Here is an 18,106-nt window from a genome sequence, read left to right as displayed (position 1 = left end):
TATCCCTCGTAACTATCGCGATCTGGACATCCAAAACCGCGGGAACCCGTCGATCCCCGCTGGACGGTCGCCTTCAATTTCCAGCCAGACCGCTCGGCTAGATCCGGCAGTGCTGCAAAATTCCTTCGGGCTGCGCAAGGTACCCGGTATAGAACTGTCCGAACTGCCCATATCGAGCACTGGCTTGGTCGTACCGCATGGTGTAGACGATTTCCTTGAGAAACTGGGGGTTTCGGGCCCAAAGCGTCACCCCCCACTCCCAATCGTCCAACCCGACCGACGCGGTTACCAGCTGCGTGACTCGACCCGCGAAAGCCATTCCGCTCTGCGCATGCTCGGCCATCATCTCGGTTCGGGCCGAAAAGGGCTCTAAAAACCAGTTGGCCCCGACGTTTCGGGATTTGTTCATCGGATAAAAGCACATGGCTGGCCAGTTGGGAAAATCAGGGGCCAGTCGCTGGGCAAACATCATGGGTAGACGCTTCTCGTACGAAGCCACCTTGGCCAAAAAAGTGGGGGACGCGGGGTCTTCTCCCGTTCGAATCAACTTTTGTGCATACTGCTCTTGATTGGGCAGGTACTCACTGATTTCTGACAGGGAAACAAACGAGTAAACGGGCTCGATCGCCGCCCCCAACCTCGATGCCATGATGCGCTGATGCACCCCATCGACGGTGAATGGATTCGGGTCCATGGCAATGATGGCGAAATCCGCCTTGTGCCCCGATACGATGAACGATTGCAACCGCTCCGGTTTCGTGATATCCCCCGCCTGAACCGCTTGGACAAAATCGGACCGCATGCAAGCGGTCACCGGCCCCAACGACTGGAGAACGGCGCGGTTCCAACGATAAAAATAGTGCCCGCAGTGTAGCCCTTGAACAGGAACGACCGAAGGCTCAGGGAGGTTGGTGGGGGTTGCATGGGGATTCATGATGGAGGGCTTATTGGTTAAAGGGGTTGCGGGCAATCACGCGATGAAAATGGAGTTGGACTTCCCGAGCACATACCCGGCGTACTCCCTCGACCAAACAGCGAGGCTCATTGTCGGCTTGGCCGCGAGCGATAATCTCCTCCAGCTTCGTACCTGGTGGGACTGTAAACGCGGTTTGCTGAATGGTTTGATTCCCGGCATCCAACTCGGGAACAATGAAGTGGCATGTCGCTCCAAATGTGAGCATGCGGGCGGCAAACGCATCGTGGTAAGGTCGAAACCCTCGAAAGCTAGGTAGCAACCCATGGTGCAAATTGATAATCCTCCCCCCGGCAAATTTCCAACAGGTATCGGGAGGAAGCACCCGCATGTAGCGAGCCAAAATCACGTAGTCGGCCTGATAGCGATCGATGATCCGAACCATCTCCAAATCGTCCGCCACGCCATCTTCATTGCCGATGTACTCAAACGGAATCCCAAACTCGCGGGCCAATGACTCACACTTCCTGCGGTTTCCGATCAAGACGACTGGGTTGGCTCGAATCACGCCATCCCGAATGGCTTGCAATACAGCCCGGGGAGACTGCTCCAAAAGCGTAACGCAAATGGCCAAGTTCGGGCGAGCAAGCCGCTCCTCTGGACTCCAAACTCGCACTTCAAGCTTGGTTTTCTCGGCGATTTCTCTCATGGACCGCCGGAGAGGCTCCCATTCCGCACTCCCTATTTGCAGCCGGCACATCATGGCGAAGACCGCAGCTTCGTCGTGATCGTACATCTGGATCTCTGCGATGTTGGCACCTCGCGTGGTGACATCGTGAATGATCGGATCTGCTAACCCGACGTTGTCGGGACCTACGGCTGTAATGACGACTTCCATGGTCCATAGCGTATCGACTGACCCTCCGTTTGAAAACGGGAGCGGCAGGTTGTCCTTGATCTTGCCCCCCTCCCGTCCCACTGCTATTGGCCTCGACGCTCCGTTTTGATATGGAAATCGTATGGACGCAATCGCCTCACCTTCCTCATCGACCGATAGACTGTTTGGCCTGTTCGAAACCAAGCTGCATCTCCTAACGCAAATGCAGTCGATGGCCCTCGAGCAAGACGAATTGGTCGCGCAGCACGACATGTCCGGGCTCATGTCGTTACTATCGCGTAAACAACAGTTGATGGAATCGCTCCAAGCGATCCAAAACGGTCTGGTAGATTACCAACACGACGATCCCGAAAAACGGGTATGGAGCTCTCCCGCTCGCAGGGTGGAGTGCCAGAAAATCGTCAAACGCTGCGATGACCTTGTTCAACAACTGATCCTGCTCGAGAACCGCAGCCTCGACCATATGAACTTGCAACGGGACGCGGTTCAATCGCAATTGCTACAGAACGCCGCCGCGGACCAGATCCAACGCGCCTACGCTTCGACGCTCGACTCCGAGCTCGAGAACACGTCCGAATTTGTCATCGAGGGTTGAACGATGTTCCCATCCTTGTTCGGAAACTCGGCTCTGCAGAGCTTGGAAAAGACAGTGGAGTTCGCCGACCGGCGCCACGCGATCTTGGCCAGCAACATCGCAAACATGGATACGCCGGGCTACAAAACCCGAGACCTGTCCGTGGATGACTTCCAAGAAAGTCTCAAAACGCTCCATGTGAGCAAAAAGCGGATCGCTGAACAATCTCCCGGCCTTCGTCTCAGCGTCTTGGAAACCCCCGAAGAGGACCCCTCCCTCGCCTTGGAACACGATCAAGCGGTCCAAAACGTGTACGATTCGATGCGACAAGTCGTTTACCATGACGGCAGCGACGATAGCCTCGAATTGCAAGTTGCACAGATGTCGAAAAACCAGTCGATGCACAATATCGCCATCGCCCTAATGCGATCCCAATTCCAGAACCTTAAAATGGCGATCTCGGAAAGCGTGAACGTCTAACCCCTTCTTGAATCCCCCCGCACAATCGTCAGATCCGCTAACTCTTCGCCGATTTGCGTAGAGATCATCGCTGTTTTATTTGGGTTCCGGTAGCGTCCGACTACTCTGGAACCTATGAAAACCGCTCCTACTCTCCTCCTCGCTGGAATCGTGTCGATCGCCTCGGTGGCTCTTTGGACCCCAAACGCCGCGGCAGGCCAACCTGTTGCCCCCATTCACAGGAGCAAGTCGCCTGCGGTGGCTGCTACCGAGTTCGCACAGCGGACCAAGCCTACGTCAGTGGACTGGACAACTCTCCCATCGACGTACTCGCACGATGAAAACGGTACGAGACTGGATCAATACTCCCAAGGAGTCCAGCCAGTCGTTGCCCTGAGCCCCGACTACGTTCGGAGCGGATTCCGACACACGCGTAGCACTCTGCAAGCTGGATTCAGCAACGATAACTACCATGTCGTCGAACAATGGGGAGGTGATGTACGGCCTTATGGGGAGTGGCGTTATCCGAATCGCCCCTTCGCTGTTCCCTATGGCATGTGGGGGCCACAACTCCCGCAAGTCGTCGGCGGAATGCCCTGGGGAGGTTTCGTCCCACCTGCTGGTTATCCATCACCTAATCAACCCGGCTCTCCTTTCGGCGGTGGCGTAGGTGGCGGATTCGGCGTTGGACCTTGGAACGCACTGGGGCCAACGCAAGACGACTACTATCCACAAGCGCCCATCATGCAGGCGCCGCCAACTCCCCACTACGCCCCACTAGGAATCGGTCTCCCCTAGTCCCCCCATCCTTAGCACCGCTGCGCCGTGGCGCGCAACTTCCTCCTGAATCAAAACGAAGATGCCTCTCGCCAAGGCGCAACGATCGCAAAGGGAAGACAGGGAAGGAAAATGATGGATGATGGAGCGTGTTGGTCTCCGAAAAGAGATGCAATCGATCAACAAATCGAACTTCCATCCATATCGATCACCTTCCTCTCCCCCGCCCCCCCATCCTTGGCGCCGCTGCGCCGTGGCGCGCAACTTCCTCCTGAATCAAGACGAAGAAGCCTCTCGCCAAGGCGCAACGATCGCAAAGAGATTACAGGGAAGGAAAATGATGGATGATGGAGCATGTTGGTCTCCGAAAAGAGATGCAATCGATCAACAAATCGAACTTCCATCCATATCGATCACCATCCTCTCCCCCGCCCCCCATTCTTGGCGCCGCTGCGCCGTGGCGCGCAACTTCCTCCTGAATCAAGACGAAGATGCCTCTCGCCAAGGCGCAACGATCGCAAAGGGAAGACAGGGAAGGAAAATGATGGATGATGGAGCATGTTGGTCTCCGAAAAGAGATGCGATCGATCAACAAATCGAACTTTCATCCATTCGATCACCTTCCTCTCCCCCGCCCCCCCATCCTTGGCGCCGCTGCGCCGTGGCGCGCAACTTCCTCCTGAATCAAGACGAAGAAGCCTCTCGCCAAGGCGCAACGATCGCAAAGAGATTACAGGGAAGGAAAATGATGGATGATGGAGCATGTTGGTCTCCGAAAAGAGATGCGATCGATCAACAAATCGAACTTCCATCCATATCGATCACCTTCCTCTCCCCCGCCCCCCATCCTTAGCGCCGCTGCGCCGTGGCGCGCAACTTCCTCCTGAATCAAAACGAAGATGCCTCTCGCCAAGGCGCAACGATCGCAACGGGAAGACAGGGAAGGAAAATGTCTATTGGTCGTCCACACCGACTTTTATTGCGTCGGCGACGACTTGAAAGAAGCGGGCCCAGTACGTGTTGTCCGTCGATTGAAATCGCTTCCTCGCTTGCACGATGACAAGTTGCTGATCCGGGTCGATGACCAGAATGCAGCCCGAAAAGGATCCGTGCCCAAATGCATTTTCGCTAAACAACAGCGCCCCGTGTTCTTTCGTATTCGGGTCCGCGTCCACCCGACGATGTCGAATACGGTGCAACCCCAACCCATGGTCTCCTGCGACTGTCTCCTCGTTGGATGGCCTCGGAAGCATCTCGACAAACGTTTCGGAGCCTATGAATTGACGATCGCCATAACTCCCTTTATTCGCAAGCCACTGACCGAGGATGGCTAATTCCATGGCCGTGAACTCGCCATCGGAACTGGCATTTCCCATGATCACGTCCTGCAATCCCAAAGGTGCAAAGAGGTGTTCATGGTAAATTCTCGCAGCGCATTTCCCTGTCTTGATTTCCATCGCCTTGGCTGCCAGTTCAAAACCGAGTCCGCAATATTCATGCTTCTTACCCGGCTCGTTTGTATCGATACCGTTGAGCACTATGTTTTCCAGATAGGGATTGAACATCCCACCCCATTCACCATGCCCACTCAACCCACTGGTGTGGCTAAGAAGCTGGCGGAATGTTGGAACGTAGGGTGCGTTAGCAGGATAGTCGGAAAAGACTCGATCCAGGGTCCAATCGAGCTCGATCAAGTCTTGATCGACGAACTGGCTGAACAGGATCGATGTGACCGTCTTCGTAATCGATGCGACCCAGCATCGATAATCCAGGTCGATGGGTCGACCGTAAGGATCTGTTCCAAAGGATGCGTGAGTGACGATAACTCCATTCTTAGCGACCAAAGTTACAAACGGTTCCTTCGTCGCATTCGCCCATTCATCGCAAAACGAGTCGATGGTTCGCTTCGCATGTTCGGGTACCCCCGCCTCGTCGCAAGATCCAGAGCGAATCACGGGCGCCGATACCGATCGCCGGCGAGGCGGGCTCAACCCGGGGCGTGGCAGTTCGACTCCTATCCTCTTGAGCTTTAGATCCAAGTGGCGTTGCGAGTGGACGGACAAGGTCCACTCGTGGAACTGCTTGGGGCGTCCAAGCTCCGGAGTCTCGGCGATCCCGGCTACCAAGATTGCTCCTTGCTCTCGATCCATGAGCGATTTCACCAAGAAGTCCTTCGAGCTCCGGTCGAATTCTGCTTGATGTTCATGCCAAGATTTCGGTGCTTGAGGACCTGGAAAATGAGGTAGTTGAACCGTCAAATCGGGCACAAACGTCTTGGAGCTATCGATGTTATTCGGAATCGCAAAAAACGTGAAACCACGCCGCATGGGCGTTTGGTTCGGAGCCGTCCCCTCTACCAACGCCAGCCAGCGTCCCCCCTGATCGGGAACCTTTGCCTCTTCAAGGTCCTGACCAAACCATCGAACGACGAAGCCCGGTGAAAAACCAAATTGGCTAGCCCCTTCGGCATCTCGCCAAACCAATTTGGGAGGGAGAGCAAGTGGAAAGATCCATCCCCCTTGTCGGGCGGGAAAAAGCTCTAAAGATTGAAACTCTCTGCGTTCTGCACGTTTGGACTCGATCGAACGCGATGGTTCCTGCGACCGAACAACAGGCTGCACCGAAACCACCAAGGCGAGCACGAATGCGAGCGAACAGCGGATCGAAGGCTTCTTCGCGCGAGGGGTGCACACACCTAACTGCCATGCGCACTTTGAATTCCCAAGTTCTTGAAGTCCAACATTCAGTCCCATTGTATACCTACGTGAATCGGGCCGGAGGCCGGAGGGGGCGGGGTAGGAGGCTGATGGCGTTTTCCACCCAGTTTGCCTTGTGTTACCAATTTGGTCGGCAAGGAATTGAAGAAGTAAGCGTCATCGTTGTTCTTGCCAGGAAAACTCCACTTCGCCCATGAAGAGGCTGACCTGCGAGTGATGATCAATTCGTCTTTGGCACGTGTCAATGCAACGTACAACACTCGTCTCTCCTCTTCGACTTCCTCCGGATCATTCATCGATCGGACACTCGGATAGGAACCGGGAGAGACATCGACAACATAGCACACGGGCGATTCCGCCCCTTTCGCGGAGTGGATAGTGATCAAAGTAACTCGGTCGGTGGAGTCGATTCCCTCTACCTCGGATGTGTACACCGGATCGAGCATGTAGTCTTCGATAAAACTCAATATCGATGCGTGTCTTTCAGCAAGCTTCTCCACGAGCAAGAAATCTCGTTTTCGCTTGTCCCAATCTTGATTCTTGTATTTTTCTTCGAGCGAGGGTTCAAGGGATTCCACCGCCTTGGCAAAGGCTTGACTGGCCTGCAATTTGACTTGGTCCACCCTTGTGATCGCATCGAAGATCGCAGGCCCCAACTTCGTCTCGCGTCGGAGGGTTGCAACACACTCCTCGATGCGCGTCTGGCCGGCGATGGCAGTCACGCAGCGGCTTGCGGTTCGCTCGCCGATACCTGGCCACAACGTCAAGAACCTTGCCCACGCTAAATCATCCGTTGGATTTGCTACCAACCGCAGTAGTGAGAGCACATCTCGAATGTGCGCGGACTCCAACAACTTCAAACCACCAATGAACGTGTACGGAATGTTGCGAGCCAAGAAGCTGGTTTCCAATGTTCTTCCCGCGAAGCCCGTTCGAACGAGGATCATATGGTCCCGCCATTCTGCGCCCGAATCATGGCGTTTGATCAAGTCCTCCGAAATCCAGGTTGCTTCTTCCCATTCATTTTCAAATCGCATCAACGCAGGTTTGTTTCCATCACCTCGCATGGAACGCAGGTTTTTTTCATACCCGAGAGAGCTTTGTGCGAGCAACCAATTCGAAATATCCAGGATCGGTTGGGTGGATCTGTAATTCTCTTCCAGCTTCAACAGAATCGAATTCGGTACGCGATCGGTGAAACTGTGTACGTTTTGGAAATCCGCTCCCCGAAAGCCATAAATCGACTGAGCGTCGTCACCAACGCAAAACAGAATCGACTGATGGCTTAAAGGCTCCAGCAAAGACCATTGCAATGGATTGGTATCTTGCATTTCGTCGACCAACACAAACTCGAAATGCTTCGAAAGCCAATCCCTTGTTTCCGGAGAATTGACCAATCTTTGTGCGACCACATCGAGAATATCGTCGTAATCGAGATACCGTCGTTCACGTTTCTTCGATTCATACGATTTCATCACCTCAGCAATGACCTGCTTTTGCGAATCAAGCTCCGGGGCAACTTTTTGCAAGGTCGCTCCGAGTGATTGCCTGGTATTGCGTGCGTACGAGTAGAAGTCGAGGATCTCTTTGGACTTTGGAATGTCTTTGTCTTTGATGTTGCCGCGTGCCAATTTGAACATCTGCATCTGGTCTTCGCGATCGATGACCGAAAAGCCTTGGCAGCCAAAGGCTTCCGGCGCCATTCGTATGACATTCATGCACCAACTATGGAACGTCGAGGCCTGCAGTCCCTTTGCGGCGTCGCCGAGATGCGATCGGACCCGGTGGACCACTTCCGATGCGGACCTGCGGGTGAAGGTCAATATTTGGATGCGTTGGGGAGGAATACCCTTGGAAATCAAATACGCCGCCCGCGCCACAATCGTTTTGGTTTTCCCACACCCCGCCCCTGCAATCACCATCGCATGCTGCGAGGGAAGCGTCGCGGCTGCACGCTGGGACTCATTCAATTCCAGGAGCAAATCGTCGATCGTCATGGCTGCTTTGAAGGTGTGAACTAGGTCGATTCGATGGCGCGTAACAAGCTTTGGCGCAAGGTGTACAGCCGAGTCGGTTCGGTGATCTTACCCCCTCCCAACTCCGTCACATAGAACACATCGACGACTTGATCGAGATGCGTACTGACCTTGGCCACCTGCAAATCCAGGTTGAGCTCGTACAGCGTCTTGGAAATATCGTAGAGCAAACCTGTTCGATCGTATGCAAACACGTTGATAATCGTATGGCGATCGGAGGTTCCATTGTCGAAACGAATCTGAGTTGGCTGCAAACGGGAAGACGCCGCATCGGTGTCCGCCTGGGCCTTCCAAACGCGACGAAACACAGGGGGCTTTGTATTCGCAGGATCCACTGCCTGAGTGATGTGCCGGCAAACTTGCTCGATACGGGGGAGGGGAGGTGGTCCATCAAAATCGAGATCTTCGACCAAGAATCGGTCCCAAGCGATCATCCCAGGCTGTGTGTGAATTTCGGCAGACAAAATACTGAGCCCTTGGCTCGCCATCGCACCTGCGATGCGATGGAACAATCCGATGGGCTCTTCCTGCCGCACCGCGATTACATACTCGGTTGCGTCCCGTTCGGGCAAAAATGCGCCCCACGCTTGCGCGGGGTGCTCCGAGGTCAACTGTCGAAGCCGGCGCAGTTCTTCGATCAATTGCTTCGGTTTCAAATTGAGGAGATAGCCAGCAGGAACGTGCTCGATCTGTTCGGTCCACCATGGATCCGACTGCTCACCGGAAGTTCGCAATTGAGCCACCTCCCTCCGCATGCCGGTTACCAAATTCAGAAAACGTTGATCGGAGCTTTCACTACCGAACTGCGCTTCGGTCGCGTCATACAACTGCAGGATGAGGTTCAACTTCCAATCGTTTAAAGCCCCCGGTCCGACCGCGGCCAAATCCGCGCAGGAGAGAACAAGCAAATGCTGCAATCGCTCCATCGATCCTACTTGCTTGGCAAACTGTACCGCAGGTGCCTTCTGCGATAGATCAAATCGAAACGCGGTGTGCGTCATCAGCAAATGTTGATGCACCAAAAAGACCAACAGGTCTCGATCGGCATCGGAAAGCTTCAATAGCGAAGCCGTTTCGTCCGCTATCACGCGTCCGACCTCGCTATGATCCTCGACGAAGCCTTTACCTAAATCGTGGAGAAGCAGTGCTAGGTGGAGTATCCGTTTGTTCTGAAGACCTCGGTAGACGCGGCCCAAGACACTATCTTCGCGTCCAAATTCGCAAGCCGCTTCCACGGACCGGATGCAGTGTGCATCGACTGTGTATTTATGATATTCGTTGAACTGCAGTAAACATCGAGCATGGCTCATAGCAGGGATGATCTGTTCGAGCACCCGCAATTCATGCAATCGCCGCAGCGCATCCCCCAACCGACGCGGTTCTTTGATCAACTCCAGGAATCGATTGATCGCTTCCATCGAGGCCGACTTTTCCTGCCGGCGAAGCATCGTTTCGCGAATCGCCCGCCAAGTGCGGTGATCGATCCTGCGATTGTAAAGGTTTGAAAACTGCATCAGTTCCAGAACGCGCGCGGGATCCGACTTGATTCGTTCCAAACCTGAACGTGTTGCCCAAATCTCCTTGAATCCCATCCGCATTCCCTTGCCGATCGGCCAGCCGAGAAACTTGGCAATGGTCGCTACCATACTGATTCGAGACCGCGTGACCCCTACGAAATTCGCAGAACTGTATCGAACTTCGCTAGTGATCTCAAAAAAGTTTTGCATGAACTCCTCGACAGGAAGAACCCCATCGGAGCCCTGCATTCCCGACCACTTCGCCAACTCCATCTGCTTAGGACGATCCAGCGAATCCAAGGATCGTCCGGCCATAAAGTGAAGTTGGTTGCGCAGTCGGAGTAGGTACTGATAACCATTCTGAATGGTGTTGTAGTCTTCTTTAGCAATGATCCCCATACCCGCCAATTGGGCTGGGTCTCGTTCACCGTAGCAAACGAAGCCGATCCACCGGACGATCTGGACATCGCGCAAGCAACCCCGCGAACGCTTTACGTTTGGGTGAAGGAGGTAAATCGTTTCACCAAACTTCTTCCGTTCAGCAAGCCGCTCGTTTTCGATCATGGTTGCCAAGCGGCTATTTCGCCACTTGCACCCGATCAACATCGCGTGTTGGAATTGATCAAACAGCGTCTGACTCCCCTCGACCCATCGCATTTCAGCAAAGGAGGTGAGCGCGGTCGCGTCGATCCAAGCCAACGATTTCGCTTGAGAAGGAGTTCGGACCGCAAGCGATAGCTGCAATCCTGCATCGACGATCATCTGACCAATCGCCCGGGCCAATGGAGCAATAGCTGCCTCGCTCCCTCGGTAAAGGAGCATCAAGTCGATATCGGAGTAAGGGGCTAGATCCCGACGACCATATCCGGCCAATGCGACAAATACAAATTTGCCCGGATCGGGCGGGCTTGAAAGCTCGGAAAGGGCAGCACGAATCAGGCGACGAACGACTTCGTCGACATCATCCGTCCATGCCGAACAAACTTGAAATCCACTTCCGCCAGATTGATGAAGACCTTTAGCCTTTTCGCGCGCTTCGGAAAGAAACGCGCGGGCCGCAACAACTTGTGGATGGAGAGAGGACAATTGAAAACACGGCATAGCCGTGCCAACTGGAACAAACTTGTCTCGAAAATTGCAGACGGAAAGGTCTTACGAAAAGATCTTGCTGGCTTGTCTTACAGCGCGTCTTCGCCGTTTTCGCCTGTTCGAATTCGGACTGCCGTCTGAAGTTCCGATACGAAAATCTTTCCGTCACCGATTTGCCCGGTCTGAGCCGTCTTGACGATGGTGTCGATTACGGTTTGAAGATTCGCGTCAGAACAGACGACTTCAATCTTCACCTTGGGGACGAAATCGACCGCGTACTCAGTTCCGCGATAGATTTCCGTGTGTCCTTTTTGGCGCCCGTAGCCTCGCACTTCACTGACGGTCATTCCATGGATGCCTTGTTCGGTTAGTGCATTCTTGACGTCTTCCAATTTGAAGTGTCGAACAACGGCCTCAATCTTTTTCATTCCAAATCTCCAGGAACCTTAGCAGTCAACGAACTGCGGGACCGCCTGTGCATTACCTAGCACATCCCACGCACTTAGTGTAGCAGCGCCGATTCCATTACAACAAGAGATCGCTCTCTTTGTTCCATGTTTTTAAAGAAGTTGGCGGACCTAATCGAATGCAAGGGGCAAAAGGGACTTCAAACGTTTCACCACATCTGCTTGGGGAAACAATATAAACGGGACTTCTCTCGAACGTCGAATCCTTTGCGTTCGCCTCGCCTCCATCAAATCGTTTGATACTAGCCTGAGCTTTTGGGCCTCAGATTCGACCGCCGCCCGGATCCGCACCCGTAGCTCTACCATTTCGCGATGCCACGCTAGTTTGCTGCCGACAATCCCGCCGCGCCTTTTCAACAAGGCTTGGTGTTTCCGTAGCAAATCGGCCTGTTGGAGATCGGTCGAATCGAGAAAGGACTCCGGGGCCGAACGCATTCGGTGAAGAATCCTCCGATGATCCGACCATTGCGATTCGGTACGGCCTGCACTGCAAATGCACGTATCCATCGGATCGGCAGACTCGGTCCGAGGGGCGTGATCGGCCAAGGGTGGAGGCTCGTTGATCCGAATCGGCAGATGAATCGATGCGGATGCGACCATCATGGGCAACCGCTCCACTCCCCAAACGCGATTCGCTATCTCGTCCGTCAGCTCGTCATAAATCCCTCCGCCAATGCCATGCAAAAACAGATCGGCCACGACGTACCGGAGGAACAATGTGGTCATCAATGCTCTTGGTCGGATACAAACCCCAGTATCCACCATCGCGCGCCACTGCTCCGGCCAAACCGACTCGCCGAGATCCACGCGTGCCGACCAATCTGCATGGTCGTTGGGTTCGTTGGCTAACACCGCCATGGAACTGCTATGTCGGATCCAGAGCTTCGATCGGGAAATAGGGTGGGACTTGTGATAGACCCAAAAGGGGAGCTCGATCCACTCCCCGTTCCGTTGCAAAGCAGGTACTGGCTGCACCGGATTGCGAATCGCGCGCGCTGCGCGGTATCCCTGGCGTGACTCGTTGTAGTGTTCGAGCAACCTGGTTTCAGGCATCGCTAGGCGGCGAAAGAACTCGCCGAACGCCTCGGTCCCGCACAATCTGCTCATGGGTAGCTCTGCATTGCGGATCCCATAGGCTTTCTCGACAGCTTGCCGGAACCCCGAAAAGGCCTCCCCAAGATGCGCCGACGTCTCCAAGGATTCCATCCACCGCTCTCGCAAATCGCCAATCAAGGGCTGCACGCCGATCGAACGGCAGTCTTCGAGCAGTTCGTCGATCCAACGTTCCCAATCCCCCCTGCGACTCGCCTGGTAGAAGGTTAGCTCCCAAGGCAAATCAGGATCACCAGTCCCTCGTATCGGGATCGGTCGCATCCGATGTTGCAGTCGACCTGAATCCCAGCAAGTCGTCCTCAGCGAAGCAGGCTTGGCCAAATCGTGGTCGATGGTGACATGCAGTGGCAACATGGCCTCGTGCCCCCTCCCCGTTCGACAAGCCATCGCATGAAGCAGAAAGTTCTTGAACCAAACGCCGGGATGAAAGAGTTCCGGTTGATGGCCACCCAGCAACCAAAGCGAGTCGGCCTCGATCCGATTGCCATCGACGAAATCAGCAGTCCGCTCGTCCATCGAAAGCAATCGAATCGCCTCGGATCTCGCTAGGTGCGAAAGATTCGATAGCCATGCGGGGAATTGCCTGCGGCGGGAACGTGCGACTCCCACCAACTCACGTACTTGAAGAGACGGCCAAATGAGGCTCGTATTATCCTCGCGAGGAACCTCGAATCGAATGGGCCTTGAGCCCATCGCATTTTCAACGAGCGTTTGTTCTAACACTCGCCGCAACAATTGATGGGTGGAGACGGCAACGAATATCCCTTCGCTTCCATGGATCGTATGCTCTCCTCGATGACTTGATTGTAGTAAGCGAGTCGCACAGCACCATCATCCAACGAGCCACCAAAGGATCGCGTCTCGTCGAGATAAATCAGTGGGACCGGAACCTCGAGTATGGACAGCCCGACCATGGCAGCCTGCGTCCACAGTTCCAGAGGCATCGCATATCCATCGACCGTGATATCAAGTTGCTTCAACGCATCGACCCGATATGCCTTGAAACCGCAGAATGTGTCGGTGAGATTCCAATGAAATAGATCGTTGATCGTGCGGGTTATCTGTTTGTTGATGAAGAGCCGCTGCGCTGGCGGAACGCTGTCTCCGTCGTACTGCTTGAGATATCGAGAACCGGAAACAATGTCGGCGCTTTTGCAAGCCGATACGAAGCGAGGAATCCGCATAGGCTGATGCTGACCATCGCAATCCAAAGTCACCAACACTTCGTAGCCCTCGTCGATGGCGTATTGGAAGGCGGTCCGCAACGCCGCTCCGTAGCCCCGGTTTTTCTCGTGGTGGATTACCGTAATATCGGTGCGTTTATCGAGGATCTCGCGCGTGCCATCTGAAGAACCATCGTTTACGGCCAAGACGTTCGGTGCGTACTTGATCACTTCGTCGAGGACCCCGTCCACATAACCGACTTCATTGTAGACCGGTAACGCTGCTAACCATTCGCCAGTCATTTCGGATTATCCATTCGCCAGAGCTGAACCTACCAACAGAAACCGAGGATTACGCTACCGTCGTCGCTGTTGGGCATCACGGCATTGTAGATGGCCACCAAGCGGGGTCAACTTTTCCAGACCGGCCCCCCCGGTGCGCCAGCAGGCCTGCGTAACACGGACGACCACTACAGATGGCATAAACAGCACATCTTCCCCCTAAAAGTCTTCGCAAACCGGAAAAACACTGCAGTTTTCCAGCTCAAGAAGTGGGGTGGGGTAAAGTCTTCTGGGCTGAAAAAGCTTGCGGATTGCTCCACTTACTCTAGTTTGCTCATCAGGTACAAGTCATGGCACGCGAAGAAAAGGCTGGTTCTCACATCGTCACTGTCGACCGTCGCTCCAAAGATCGCCGAACCGGCACTGCAGACGAACAGCAACTCAAAGCCATCATTGCCCAAGAAAAGAAGAAGACCAAGGTCCAGCGACGACGCCAGATCGACCCGACGACCTGTGAACGGGACTACTCCAATGACGAAGTCGAGTTTATGAAGGCTTTGGAGCAGTACAAACGGACCAGCGGCCGTATGTTCCCCACTTGCAGCGAAATCCTCGAAGTGATCCGTGCACTCGGCTACGCCAAGTCGACAGCCACGCCCTGCGAGACGGCTTCGCAAACCGAAGAACCGATCGCGGTTTGATCCAAGCCGACCTTGGGCACGAATTTGCGACCTCCTACGCTACGAGACTTAAAAGGCTGGCAGCCAGCCCAATAAGGCCTCCAAACACGCCTCCCCAAACGACCAACCATCCGAGATGCTGTCGGATCATGTCTTGCACAATCTGTTTCACCATGGCTGGCGTAAGCTCGTCCAGCCTCTTTGAAACGATTTGATGCACCTTGTCGAGAATATCGTCGGTCAGGTCGCGCGCCTTCACCGACTTCTGCAAGGCTTCATGAAGCTTGGGAGAAACGATGAGCTTTCGCAGCTCCTCCTCCATGTTCGCCTGAAACGGTGCCCGCATTCCTTCCAATGCTTTGGGCCCGCCGAACATGGCTAGCATCCCGCCAAGTGGAGATTTCATCACCGCATCTTGCAATTTTGCAAACATCGCGTCGTAATCGATCACGTCGAGGATGGGATTCGGATCCAGCTCCCAATCCATGCTCTTTTGTTGCGACTGAAAGAACTGAGATACGTTTTCCCGATTGAAGAATTGCTGCATGACCATCGTCCGAATCCCCGATTTGAATTCCTCAAACCGGTTGGGGATCACGCCAGAACCATAGAGTCCCGGCACCTTTTCGAACAGCATATAGATCGCGATCCAATTGGTGATCGCACCCGAAGTAGCATACAGTCCGATATCGCGAATCGGACCGGCCAGGGGATTCTCCGACGGGATGAGGAATCCACCGACCGCTAAGCCGACGGAAACAAGATTGGTGAGAAGACTCTTATTGATCTCCATGCTTTATGCGTCTTGCCATTGAGTGGAGGTGGGCCAATTCAGGTCATTGTTCTCGGGGCGCCCTTCGATGTAATACCAATTGTGAATCGGTTTGAGTATCTCTTTGACTTTTCCAATCAACTCCCAATCGACCGACTCCCCCATCCATCGCACGAGTTGCTTGATCTCTTCGCTTCGTGCGCTCCCGACCAAGCAACTGGCAAAGGCGGGGTTCTGAATCGAGTACTGGAGAGCAAGCTTCTCGATGGATGTCCCATGATCTTGGCAATACTGCGCCGCTTGAGCCGCCACATTCCTAACCTCCGGCGTTGCTTTATGCCAAGGCGGCAGGGGCATATGGGTCAAGAGCCGGGCTGAAAAGGGAGCCGCATTGATCAAACCGACGCCATGCTTTTCTGCCAAAGGAATCAATCGAGTCGCCATGTCGTTTTGGAGCGTGTAGTGATTGTATGTGATCACGCAATCGACCAACCCGGTGGGAATGACCCTCTCAAAATTGCGCATCGGATAACCGCTCACCCCAACACACCTCACTTTGCCTTTGGCCCGCTGCAGCGCGAGCGCGGGCAATGTTTCCTCAATCACTTGGGTGACATCCCCGTACTCGATGTCGTGGCAGAAGACGATGTCCAAATAGTCTAAACGCATCCGCTCCAACGACACATCGACGCTTTCTGCGACCCGTTTCGCGGAAAAGTCAAAGTGATGCGGGGCGTATCGTCCAAGCTTCGTGCTGACGACCAGCGACTCACGAGGATACTCGTGCAGGATTTGCCCAAGCAATATTTCACTCATCCCGCGACCGTAATAGGCCGCGGTGTCTATGAAACTGAGACCAAGCTCGATCGCGGTTCGGACAGCATCCAACGATGCTGACCAATCTCGCTGACCAAACTCGGCACCGATCGAGGACGCTCCAAATCCAAGGATAGGTAGATGGTATTCGGTCTGACCTAGTTTACGCGTTTGCATCAGCCTGAGTTCCCGTCGAACGTGAATAGAAAGATTAGAGATTGGCTTTGATTTCTTTCAGACGCTTGGCGTCTTCCGATTTCTTGTAGTACTCATCTAGGGGATAGCAACCGGAGGGAAGGCCATTGCGAGGCGCTGTGGTGCAATCGGAGAATGTCCGACACACCAACTTTCGCTCACTGGTTCCCCGCTCGACCGCATCCACGATTTGCTTGGGATAGGATAGCACCATCCGACCCATTCCTATGAAGTCGACGTTACCCTGGGCTACCTGATGCTGCGCGACGTTGGGGAGAAACTCCTGCAAGTAGGAATAGCCCGAACCAACTATGAGCAACTGCGGGTGCGCTTTCTTTAATTCGGCAGTAGCCTGCAAATGCTTTGCTACCGAGATCAAGGGGTCTTCGTGAGGCTGATAACCATCCGAGGGGGGGTACGCAGCAGGACGCAACAGGTGAGGCGTGTAATAAGGGCTCCCGGCCGAGAGATTGATCATCGAAACGCCAAGCACCTGCAAGTCTCCCAGCAAACGATGTGTCTCGGTCAAGTCCATTTCGAGAGGTCGATCCGGATTCAATCCGAAACCATACGCATAGGGGAGCAAATGCTCGTGGGGCATGGGCATGCCCTGCCCCTGCTTGCCCGGCTCTGCGGTCTCTGGATTGGGTTGAAAGGGAACGGTGTCGTAGGCGCTCAGCCGGACGCCTATTCCCAACCCAGGTGCAGCAGATTGTACGGCGCGAACGATGGAAAACAACAATCGCGTTCTTCCTTCGTAGTCCCCACCAAATCGTCCTGGTCTCGATCGAGCGCTGAGAAACTCGTGCAGGAGGTAGCCATGACAAGACTTGATATCGACGAAGTCCGCTCCCGCATGTTTCGCCAATCTCGCCGCCTCGGCATAGTTTCCGATCAACTCCTCTAACTGCTCATCGGTCCAAACCATTTCATCGCTGGTAACGCTGAACTTGGGATCGAGCAGTGGATGGCGAAAGGCGACGCGTGGCTCCCATTTCTTTTTGTCATTGGGGCGGCAGAATCGACCGGAGTGAGTGAGCTGGAAACCAATGATCAAATCATCCGTTCGCCCGTGGTGGGCTTGATGCGACTGAATCAACCTTTCGCGCAGCGCACTGATCGCCCCCGCGTTTTCTTCCGAAAGAATCAATTGATTCGGGTTGGCGCGACCGTCAGGGCGAACCGCCATCGCTTCCCCTCCCCAAATGAGCTTGGCACCGCTTTCACCAAATCGCTCCCAGCGCCGGAGCATCGGGGGAGTGACGCCTCCCGAGGTGGTCCCGTCCCATCCTTCCATCGGCTGGATCGCAATCCGATTGCCGATCGTTCTTCCGTTCCAAGCGACCGGTTTCTGGAGGGGGGATTGCGAGGAGGGTGCCAATGCCTCGTCGATTCCGATGGCGATTCCCAATGACTGAGTATGGGCTCGAAAGCCGGCGACCCCGTCGAGCGATGTGAGTTTGGTCAGTTTGGTGAGCGTCATAAGGGGATGGACTTATGCGGAGAAAAGAAAGAGGGAAAGATAACGTATTTGCCAGCGATTCGAGAGCTCTCTTGACACAAGAGCCCGATTTTGAGATCCCTCTGCAGGTTCGGTAAGAGGCAATCCGTTCATCGATCGGGCCGATCCTTGTCAAA

The 18,106-nt window shown here is 54.4% G+C and carries 15 protein-coding genes; 4 read left to right on the top strand and 11 right to left on the bottom strand.

Annotated elements, in window-relative coordinates; all coding sequences use genetic code 11:
- Nucleotides 1–97 precede the first annotated feature (97 nt).
- Complete coding sequence (hemQ, locus tag SH467x_RS16025; protein ID WP_482368113.1) at nucleotides 98–934, bottom strand: hydrogen peroxide-dependent heme synthase; 837 nt, start codon at nucleotides 932–934, stop codon at nucleotides 98–100.
- Between the two features lie 10 nt (nucleotides 935–944).
- Nucleotides 945–1,811, bottom strand: coding sequence for a formyltransferase family protein (locus SH467x_RS16020; protein WP_482368112.1), 867 nt, complete (start codon nucleotides 1,809–1,811; stop codon nucleotides 945–947).
- A 121-nt stretch (nucleotides 1,812–1,932) separates the two neighbouring features.
- Between SH467x_RS16020 and SH467x_RS16015 the strand changes: the two genes are divergently transcribed.
- From SH467x_RS16015 to SH467x_RS16005, 3 genes are all read left to right on the top strand, one after another.
- Nucleotides 1,933–2,406 carry a hypothetical protein gene (locus tag SH467x_RS16015; protein ID WP_482368111.1) on the top strand — a complete coding sequence of 158 codons (474 nt, stop codon included), beginning with the start codon at nucleotides 1,933–1,935 and terminating at the stop codon, nucleotides 2,404–2,406.
- A 3-nt stretch (nucleotides 2,407–2,409) separates the two neighbouring features.
- The gene (locus SH467x_RS16010) at nucleotides 2,410–2,865 is read left to right on the top strand and encodes a flagellar basal body rod protein FlgB (RefSeq protein ID WP_482368110.1); all 456 of its coding nucleotides are present in this window, start codon (nucleotides 2,410–2,412) and stop codon (nucleotides 2,863–2,865) included.
- A 114-nt stretch (nucleotides 2,866–2,979) separates the two neighbouring features.
- A complete protein-coding gene (locus tag SH467x_RS16005; RefSeq protein WP_482368109.1) occupies nucleotides 2,980–3,642 on the top strand; it encodes a hypothetical protein in 663 nt (220 codons plus the stop codon).
- 932 nt (nucleotides 3,643–4,574) lie between these two features.
- Here the strand turns inward: SH467x_RS16005 and SH467x_RS16000 are convergent.
- From SH467x_RS16000 to SH467x_RS15975, 6 genes are all read right to left on the bottom strand, one after another.
- Nucleotides 4,575–6,374, bottom strand: coding sequence for a serine hydrolase domain-containing protein (locus tag SH467x_RS16000; protein WP_482368108.1), 1,800 nt, complete (start codon nucleotides 6,372–6,374; stop codon nucleotides 4,575–4,577).
- A complete protein-coding gene (locus SH467x_RS15995; RefSeq protein WP_482368107.1) occupies nucleotides 6,365–8,335 on the bottom strand; it encodes an ATP-dependent helicase in 1,971 nt (656 codons plus the stop codon). The genes SH467x_RS16000 and SH467x_RS15995 overlap by 10 nt, the downstream gene beginning before the upstream one ends.
- Before the next feature lie 20 nt (nucleotides 8,336–8,355).
- Nucleotides 8,356–10,992: a [protein-PII] uridylyltransferase family protein gene (locus tag SH467x_RS15990; protein ID WP_482368106.1), complete on the bottom strand. Its 2,637-nt coding sequence runs from the start codon at nucleotides 10,990–10,992 to the stop codon at nucleotides 8,356–8,358.
- 77 nt (nucleotides 10,993–11,069) lie between these two features.
- Nucleotides 11,070–11,408, bottom strand: coding sequence for a P-II family nitrogen regulator (locus SH467x_RS15985; RefSeq protein WP_146678591.1), 339 nt, complete (start codon nucleotides 11,406–11,408; stop codon nucleotides 11,070–11,072).
- A 150-nt stretch (nucleotides 11,409–11,558) separates the two neighbouring features.
- Complete coding sequence (locus tag SH467x_RS15980; protein ID WP_482368105.1) at nucleotides 11,559–13,253, bottom strand: hypothetical protein; 1,695 nt, start codon at nucleotides 13,251–13,253, stop codon at nucleotides 11,559–11,561.
- Nucleotides 13,254–13,276: 23 nt separating this feature from the next.
- Entirely contained in the window at nucleotides 13,277–14,026 is a 750-nt protein-coding gene (locus tag SH467x_RS15975) for a glycosyltransferase family 2 protein (RefSeq protein WP_482368104.1), read from the bottom strand.
- A 329-nt stretch (nucleotides 14,027–14,355) separates the two neighbouring features.
- Between SH467x_RS15975 and SH467x_RS15970 the strand changes: the two genes are divergently transcribed.
- Nucleotides 14,356–14,706, top strand: a complete 351-nt coding sequence (locus SH467x_RS15970) for a hypothetical protein (protein ID WP_482368103.1) — start codon at nucleotides 14,356–14,358, stop codon at nucleotides 14,704–14,706.
- A gap of 34 nt (nucleotides 14,707–14,740) precedes the next feature.
- On the opposite strand, the gene SH467x_RS15965 is transcribed toward SH467x_RS15970, so the two are convergent.
- From SH467x_RS15965 to SH467x_RS15955, 3 genes are read right to left on the bottom strand one after another with little or no spacing between them, the layout of a single operon-like run.
- Complete coding sequence (locus SH467x_RS15965) at nucleotides 14,741–15,478, bottom strand: DUF445 domain-containing protein (RefSeq protein ID WP_482368102.1); 738 nt, start codon at nucleotides 15,476–15,478, stop codon at nucleotides 14,741–14,743.
- 3 nt (nucleotides 15,479–15,481) lie between these two features.
- Nucleotides 15,482–16,450, bottom strand: a complete 969-nt coding sequence (locus tag SH467x_RS15960; protein ID WP_482368101.1) for an aldo/keto reductase — start codon at nucleotides 16,448–16,450, stop codon at nucleotides 15,482–15,484.
- A 34-nt stretch (nucleotides 16,451–16,484) separates the two neighbouring features.
- Nucleotides 16,485–17,951, bottom strand: a complete 1,467-nt coding sequence (locus tag SH467x_RS15955) for an oxidoreductase (RefSeq protein ID WP_482368100.1) — start codon at nucleotides 17,949–17,951, stop codon at nucleotides 16,485–16,487.
- Between the last annotated feature and the right edge of the window lie 155 nt (nucleotides 17,952–18,106).

The organism is Brakhagea slesvicensis (genome assembly GCF_052161625.1).
In the GTDB taxonomy this organism is placed as follows: domain Bacteria; phylum Planctomycetota; class Planctomycetia; order Pirellulales; family Pirellulaceae; genus JBKCUI01.
This window is presented reverse-complemented; position numbering and strand designations above follow the sequence as displayed.

Bases quoted from the DNA above. Each gene is read 5' to 3' on its own strand.
- SH467x_RS15985 (WP_146678591.1), bottom strand. From the start codon at position 11,408: ATGAAAAAGATTGAGGCCGTTGTTCGACACTTCAAATTGGAAGACGTC.
- SH467x_RS15955 (WP_482368100.1), bottom strand. From the start codon at position 17,951: ATGACGCTCACCAAACTGACCAAACTCACATCGCTCGACGGGGTCGCC.
- SH467x_RS15970 (WP_482368103.1), top strand. From the start codon at position 14,356: ATGGCACGCGAAGAAAAGGCTGGTTCTCACATCGTCACTGTCGACCGT.
- SH467x_RS16000 (WP_482368108.1), bottom strand. From the start codon at position 6,374: ATGGGACTGAATGTTGGACTTCAAGAACTTGGGAATTCAAAGTGCGCA.
- SH467x_RS16020 (WP_482368112.1), bottom strand. From the start codon at position 1,811: ATGGAAGTCGTCATTACAGCCGTAGGTCCCGACAACGTCGGGTTAGCA.
- SH467x_RS16005 (WP_482368109.1), top strand. From the start codon at position 2,980: ATGAAAACCGCTCCTACTCTCCTCCTCGCTGGAATCGTGTCGATCGCC.
- SH467x_RS15980 (WP_482368105.1), bottom strand. From the start codon at position 13,253: ATGGGCTCAAGGCCCATTCGATTCGAGGTTCCTCGCGAGGATAATACG.
- SH467x_RS16010 (WP_482368110.1), top strand. From the start codon at position 2,410: ATGTTCCCATCCTTGTTCGGAAACTCGGCTCTGCAGAGCTTGGAAAAG.
- SH467x_RS15990 (WP_482368106.1), bottom strand. From the start codon at position 10,992: ATGCCGTGTTTTCAATTGTCCTCTCTCCATCCACAAGTTGTTGCGGCC.
- SH467x_RS15965 (WP_482368102.1), bottom strand. From the start codon at position 15,478: ATGGAGATCAATAAGAGTCTTCTCACCAATCTTGTTTCCGTCGGCTTA.
- SH467x_RS15960 (WP_482368101.1), bottom strand. From the start codon at position 16,450: ATGCAAACGCGTAAACTAGGTCAGACCGAATACCATCTACCTATCCTT.
- hemQ (WP_482368113.1), bottom strand. From the start codon at position 934: ATGAATCCCCATGCAACCCCCACCAACCTCCCTGAGCCTTCGGTCGTT.
- SH467x_RS15975 (WP_482368104.1), bottom strand. From the start codon at position 14,026: ATGACTGGCGAATGGTTAGCAGCGTTACCGGTCTACAATGAAGTCGGT.
- SH467x_RS16015 (WP_482368111.1), top strand. From the start codon at position 1,933: ATGGACGCAATCGCCTCACCTTCCTCATCGACCGATAGACTGTTTGGC.
- SH467x_RS15995 (WP_482368107.1), bottom strand. From the start codon at position 8,335: ATGACGATCGACGATTTGCTCCTGGAATTGAATGAGTCCCAGCGTGCA.